This is a genomic window from Chitinimonas violaceus, assembly GCF_052601015.1.
In genome coordinates this window covers 1-6,546 of record NZ_JBQXDJ010000115.1, presented here as the reverse complement: position 1 = coordinate 6,546, position 6,546 = coordinate 1, and the positions used below count along the sequence as shown (strand labels likewise).

General features: G+C 52.1%; 5 protein-coding genes. 4 read left to right on the top strand and 1 reads right to left on the bottom strand.

Annotation, left to right across the window (positions count from 1 at the left end; all coding sequences use genetic code 11):
* Nucleotides 1-423: 423 nt before the first annotated feature.
* From ACUHMQ_RS19795 to ACUHMQ_RS19780, 4 genes are all read left to right on the top strand, one after another.
* Nucleotides 424-1,683: a sugar MFS transporter gene (locus ACUHMQ_RS19795; protein WP_445297183.1), complete on the top strand. Its 1,260-nt coding sequence runs from the start codon at nucleotides 424-426 to the stop codon at nucleotides 1,681-1,683.
* A gap of 240 nt (nucleotides 1,684-1,923) precedes the next feature.
* Nucleotides 1,924-2,940 (top strand): NADPH-dependent curcumin/dihydrocurcumin reductase, encoded by a 1,017-nt coding sequence (gene curA, locus ACUHMQ_RS19790; protein ID WP_445297182.1) that lies wholly within the window; start codon nucleotides 1,924-1,926, stop codon nucleotides 2,938-2,940.
* A gap of 160 nt (nucleotides 2,941-3,100) precedes the next feature.
* Nucleotides 3,101-3,931, top strand: coding sequence for a hypothetical protein (locus tag ACUHMQ_RS19785; RefSeq protein WP_445297181.1), 831 nt, complete (start codon nucleotides 3,101-3,103; stop codon nucleotides 3,929-3,931).
* Between the two features lie 14 nt (nucleotides 3,932-3,945).
* Complete coding sequence (locus ACUHMQ_RS19780) at nucleotides 3,946-4,878, top strand: hypothetical protein (RefSeq protein WP_445297180.1); 933 nt, start codon at nucleotides 3,946-3,948, stop codon at nucleotides 4,876-4,878.
* Nucleotides 4,879-5,024: 146 nt separating this feature from the next.
* Here the strand turns inward: ACUHMQ_RS19780 and ACUHMQ_RS19775 are convergent, their stop codons facing one another.
* Nucleotides 5,025-5,900, bottom strand: coding sequence for a substrate-binding periplasmic protein (locus tag ACUHMQ_RS19775; RefSeq protein WP_445297179.1), 876 nt, complete (start codon nucleotides 5,898-5,900; stop codon nucleotides 5,025-5,027).
* Nucleotides 5,901-6,546: the final 646 nt, after the last annotated feature.

The following is a 6,546-nucleotide window of genomic DNA, read 5'->3' as shown; positions in this document are numbered from 1 at the left end:
AAGCTCGTCACTGAGCATCAATCGGGGCATAGCAAACCCGCAGGGTGATTGGTATAGGAACCGTAATTCTGCGGGTTTGCTGCGCTTCTTCAATATACCGAAGTCAAAACGTCAACAGACCCTAGGCAATATCTTGCGAATTTCGACGCAAGAAAGGGACGGAAACCGACAGCTTTGGAGAGGAAATGGTGGTTGAATCCAACCTCGGAATCCTGAACTGGTGCTGTGAACGCATGCTTGGTAGGAGGATGTAGCGACAGGGATGCGCACGCCAATTTTGGTAATAGTTTTGTTATAGAAATTAAGTATTTAACGAGTCTGCTAGTTGTGGAAATCCCGAGTGCATTGGCGCCTACTAGTCGATACGATCGCGAACTTCACGATTACCGGTAAGTTTTGTGTAAGCAAAACAGGATTGCCACCATGAACCAATCCCATACCCGCCCATTGGCGGTTTTGACTTCGCTGTTCTTTATGTGGGGTTTGATCACCTCGCTGAACGATATCCTGGTACCGCACCTGAAGGCGATGTTCTCGCTGACCTATGTGCAGGCTATGTTGGTCCAGTTCTGTTTTTTCACGGCTTATTTTGTGGTGTCGATGCCTGCTGGCTGGTTGTTGCAGCGCTTGGGTTACCAGCTGGGCATTATTATTGGCTTGTGCACAGTTGGGGTGGGGTGCTTGATGTTCTACCCGGCAGCCAGCTTGCGCATGTATCCGCTTTTCCTTGGGGCGTTATTCGTGTTGGCCTCGGGAATTACATTGTTGCAGGTAGCGGCGAACCCCTATGTCACTTTGCTGGGTGCGCCGGAGACTGCTTCGAGCCGTTTGAATCTGACTCAGGCATTTAATTCCCTTGGCGCTACCTTGGGGCCATTGGTTGGTGCTGCGACAATTCTGGGCGCTGCCGATCATGCCGCTGCAGCGGTGAATGACCCGAGCAGTGTGCAAGGGCCGTATCTGGTACTGGCGGCATTGCTGTTTGTACTGGCTGCTGCCGTGGCGTTGTTCCATCTGCCGGATGTGCGCAAGGTGGAACAAGCCCAGGCCGGCGCTGCAACAACTGGTCAGCCGGTTGGCAGTCTTTGGTCGCAGCGGCATTTGGTGTTGGGTGCTGTGGGCATCTTTACCTATGTGGGCGCAGAAGTTTCGATCGGCAGCTTCCTGGTCAGCCTGATGAACGAGCCTTCCATTGCAGGTCTTAGCCATGAAAAGGCAGGCAGATATCTAGCCTTGTTCTGGGGTGCCGCTATGGTTGGGCGTTTTATTGGTAGCGGGTTGATGCGCAAGGTACCGGCAAGCCGTGTTCTGGCATGTGCTGGGGCAATCAATGCTGTGTTGATTGGATTGGCGATTACGGTTGGTGGTTCCGTCGCGATGTGGTCCTTGCTGCTGACGGGCTTGTTCAATTCCATCATGTTCCCCACCATCTTCTCGCTTGCCCTGGAAAACCTGGGTGAACGGACCAGCCAGGGTTCCGGCATATTGTGTATGGCCATTGTTGGTGGTGCGGTGATGCCGCTGTTGCAGGCTGCCTTTGCCGACCATATGTCCCTGTTGGTTTCCTTTGTAGTGCCATTGGTGTGCTACGTGTACATCGCTTACTACGGTACACATGGCTATCGTCCAGCTCAGGCGTCCGCTAAGCAGGATGGGAAGGGTGCACTGCCGCAAAGCGCGTAGGAACTTGGTCTCGAACTGCTCACATTGTTGGCAGTACATGTCTGAATTAACAACACCGGCCCAGTGCCGGTGTTGTTGTTTCTACGGATACATCCTAAGACGGGTAAGGTGGCAGGAACTATTCGCACTTGCGGTGGTATTCCAAGATTGCTTGTCTTGATCGTGTTTGGTGGTTTGCAGCTCGATGTGCGTAGATAAAAAGGAGTGGATTTCCTGGCCCGTACTTTGGAGATAGGTATTGTGAGCATTCGACAGCACACACGCATCATTCTCGTATCGCGTCCGACTGGTTTGCCGACCCCAGATAATTTCCGTTTCGAGCGTGGGTCTGTGACAGAGCCAGAAGAAGGGCAGCTGTTATTGCACGCGGTTTACCTGTCCTTGGACCCTTACATGCGTCTTCGTATGAACGAAGGATCGTCCTATACCCAGTCGATGAATATCGGTGATGTCATGGTGGGTGGTGCGGTCTGTCGGGTAGAGACATCACGGCACTCTGATTATGTGCCGGGCGAATGGGTATTTGCTTACACCGGATGGCAGTCGCACGCTATTTCAGACGGGCAGGGTCTACAGAAGCTGGGGAGCATGGATCGGCCATCGCTGGCATTAGGTGTACTGGGCATGCCTGGGTTCACTGCTTACCTGGGTTTGCTTGATATTGGTCAGGCGAGGGAAGGGGACACGGTGGTGGTCTCTGCCGCTGCAGGGGCGGTGGGCTCGGTGGTGGGGCAGATCGCTAAGCTTCAAGGTTGCCGTGCTGTGGGCATTGCGGGCGGGGAGAAGAAGTGCCGTTATGTCGTCGAGGAATTAGGCTTTGACGCCTGCATCGATCGTAAATCCCCTAGGCTGGCTGCAGAGTTGGCGGCAGCTTGTCCTCAGGGTATTGATGTCTACTTTGAAAACGTGGGTGGCATCGTTTTTGAAGCGGTGCTTCCTTTGCTCAATATGGGCGCGCGTATACCTATCAGCGGGCAGATTTCGCATTACAACGATACCGATTTACCAGTAGGGCCCAATCAGGTGCCTGCGCTAATGAATATCTTGCTGGCAAGACGCATCCGTATGCAGGGTTTTATCAACTTCGACCACGAAGATCGATATCCGTCGTTTTTGCAAACCATGGGTAACTGGGTAAAACGTGGCGATATTATCTATCGCGAAGACTTGGTTTCTGGCCTGGAACAAGCACCCAATGCCTTTATCGGCATGCTGGAAGGCCGTAACTTTGGCAAGGTAGTTGTGGCGGTAAGTTAAGCCTGTTTGGAACCAATCTTCATCATATTTACCACCTGGTAATCCCTTCGAAACCGCAAACCGCTCTCCGTCATACAAATCCATGCAAAATCGCCCCGCGCTGATTATTCCGGCGCTGGCTGCATGAAATGTAATGAATAAGAAATCGGAGAGATACCAGATGCAAAAAATTTTCAGACCACGTCTTTTGACGCTGGTTTGCGCGAGTGTTTTGCCTTTTACGGTGTGGGCGGATGATGCGCGTACCTATGCGATTGGCGAGTGGAATGCTGATTGTCCCGCCAACACGCGTACCGAATGGCCGGGCATGTGCCAGGCTTGGCTCGATGGTATGAAACAGAATGGTTGGTCTACATCCACCTATCTGGGGTCACAGGTGCGTGCCGGTGCATTCATGGATCCAGCGAAAGTCACAGGTGGGCGTGATAATACGGCGGATGGTGCTGATGCAGTAGATGCCACGCTCTTTTGCGGACATGGTGGCTACAGCAGTACACGCGGTTTTTTTGCCTATTTCCAGAATCAGGAGAATGGTAACTGCCGTGCCTACCCCGATCAGATGCTGTACGGCCCGAATGCGGGCGGGAAACTGCGTTTCCTGCATTTTTCAGCTTGCAACAGCATTCGCTGGGAACATCGCAATCTATGGAAAAGCGCCGCGGAAGGTGGCGTACATGTGATTACGGGTTTCCATGGCCTGATGTATATCGGTTGGATGTTCAATGACGGTTATCGCAGGGTTGCCAGCCAGGGTTATTCGCAAAAAGGTGTAGCTAAGGCATGGGTCGACAATACTTACGACCCTGGTAGTTGGTACACCGGTAACAACAAGGTCTGCCCGGTATCGCTCGCGTTTGGCGATGCCGAGTATTCGGCTGCCTATACCTTGGATGAAGGCTATTACCACCGCTGGCCGACGATGAAGCCCAACTATATGACCAGCTATTACGTCAGCAAGTGCGAACCCAATGGCGCGCCAGCCTTGCCATAAGAAGAGGAGAGAACATGAAATCATTTAAACGTTGTTCTTATGGCGTATTGCTGGCTTTAGCCTATGTGGGAACCTGCCAGGCTGCAGTATTCAGCCCGGAAGAGCTGGGTACACCCAGTGGTAGAGTGAGTCTAAGCACTCTGCGTACTTTACCTGCGGATGCATTGGAAGCAGCTATGCCACGCTACGACCAGACCAAGTTGCAGCAGCATTTGATGCGACTGGCTATCAACAGTGATGCATTGGCAGCTGCCCATGGGCTCAATACCATTTCACGCACAGGTCGGCGGGCAGCGTTGGAAATTGATGGCCGCTCTGAAGCAGGTGAGGTGTCGATTGACGTAGTTGGCGGTGAATTGCGTTTTGAGCGCACCGGTAAGCTTGAAACATTGTCGACAGTGCCGCTTGCCGTGGGGTATGCACGGAAAGTTGCTATTGCTGAGCAGCACAAGGCATTGCTGGCAAAATACGGTATTGATGGGCGCAACACCCAGATCATTGAAACCAATGTGTTGGCTCAACAGACCGAGGCGCTTGATGGCTCTGGTGTGAAGTCGGAACCCAAGCTGCAGGGCTATTTGAGTGTGGCCGTGCGGGCAGCAGGTGAGTTGATCGTGGAAGACCAGCGAGCGCGCCTGGTGAGTGACCGCGATGGCAGTCTCCGTACAGTTAATTTCAACTGGCCTGCCTTGAAGCTGAGCAGTGCTACTGCCAGTGGTAACCTGAAAAGCAGGGCAGAGGTACTGAAAGAGGTCGCAGCCCGCCTGGGTGGAAGGGCACAACTGGAGCAGGTGGATGTACGGATGGCGGTTGTTTTGCGCCCAAGTGGCAGTGGTGCTGAAGCATTCCATGTACCGGCAATGCGGGTGGGTGTTACACCGCGCAATGGTGAGGCAGGAGAAATTTTCTATGTCGATCTGAGTCGAGAGCCTGCATTAGCGAGCTGAAGGTTTGGTTTGCTTCCTACGGTATGAAGGGCTTCGCGTAGCGTGAATCCTGTGCATCGCTGTGTAGTGAGGCTGTGAATAGGATATGGGGCCCCGAGTGATTGGGGCCTTCTATTTAGGTAGTTACAGCAGTCATTGGCCTACCTTTATTGGTTCTGAAGTAAGGACGGTATCGGGCATCGTTTTTCCCTGCGCTTGTTGTATACAAGTGGCTCAGACGGTAGAGGCACTGCGTCTGGCTTTTTGTCTGGTAGGTTCATGGCAGCATGAATAGCACCACGTTTTTGCAACCGTTCAATGGCTCGATTGAGGGTTGGTAAGTATAGGTTGAGTGGATGATCGCGTGCTGCCGCAATGTGGATAGGAGTTACCAACATGGGTTTGGACAAGACAGACCAATGCCCTATGTCGCCATAACCGCGATTTAGCCGGGCCTCAAACTGCTTCGCATCAGACAGGAAGCAACTCATCAAGGCCACATCCGCGCGATTTTTCACCAGCATGGCCAATCTGGCTTCCCGTGAAAGCGTTTCTTCTTCAACGGTAAACAGCTTGTCTCGATGAGCATTGAATTCATCCCCATACTGATCGCCATTTGCAATAACAATCCGCTTTCCACGAAGACTATGGATGTTGTGGTAGGGAAATTTTTTACCCGCTTGTACTACCAGCCAATAACGCAATGGCGCTATAGGGTTCGTAAATGAAAGGTATTGCTTTCGCTCTTCAGTTTTGATGACACCCCATAGCAATCCATTACCTAACTGAGCCAGCCTTTGGGCACGCCGCCATGGATAGGGTTTGATGTCGAACTGCAGTCCGGATTCTGCACTGATGAGTTCAATCAGCTTTTGGTGTCGGGGGCTAAGCGCTACCACGTTCCCTTTACTATCGTGTAATTCAGGTACTAACAAGGGAACCGTTGTTAGCTTTATGGGCGTGGCTGCCAGGGGACAAGTACTTAGCAGAGCCCATGAAAAACTTATTAATGGGGACAACTTCATGGCGTTGGGAATTTTCATGTCAGATGAAGCAGTACTAGGCAGACGTCGCCCCTATAGCATTTGGAAACCGCTAGCCAGGAATCTTGGCTGTAGGCTGAACTCTCATTTACCGGGGAGAAGATGGAACCGTGGAGTGGCTTAGAATCTGTCCAAAGTCTTGCGAGCTAAGACAAGGCAAAAACAACCGAGGAAGCGGAGTTTACGCGTGGTAAATGAGCATTCCGAGGGAGTTTTCAACGCCGTATTGCCAACGCGCAATAGACTTTGAACAAGTTCTTAGGGCTTGCTGGTTGATTGGTCATGCCCAAGTCGTACGATCATGGATATGACATTTGGCAGCATTCTAACGTTCCCGCTGCCTTGCTGGACAGGTAACCCACTGGAATTTTGATACGAATTTTAACGGTCTGACAGGTTTCCATTGAGATGTGGCTGGCACTCTGACAAAAACTTGCTAAGAGCCTGTTCAAAGTCTTGCGAGCTAGGGTGAGACAAGGTGGAAGCAGTCGAGGAAGCGGCGTTTGACCTGTCCTGACAACCGTGGGTCTGTCAGTAATTTCGTGTTCAAGGCATATCATGCTCCCAAGGAGAATGTATGCCTCGCAAACCGAAAGCCAAGCCGGTGGAATTGCCGGCAATTCCCGCCGAGCTCCTAGCTCAGTTC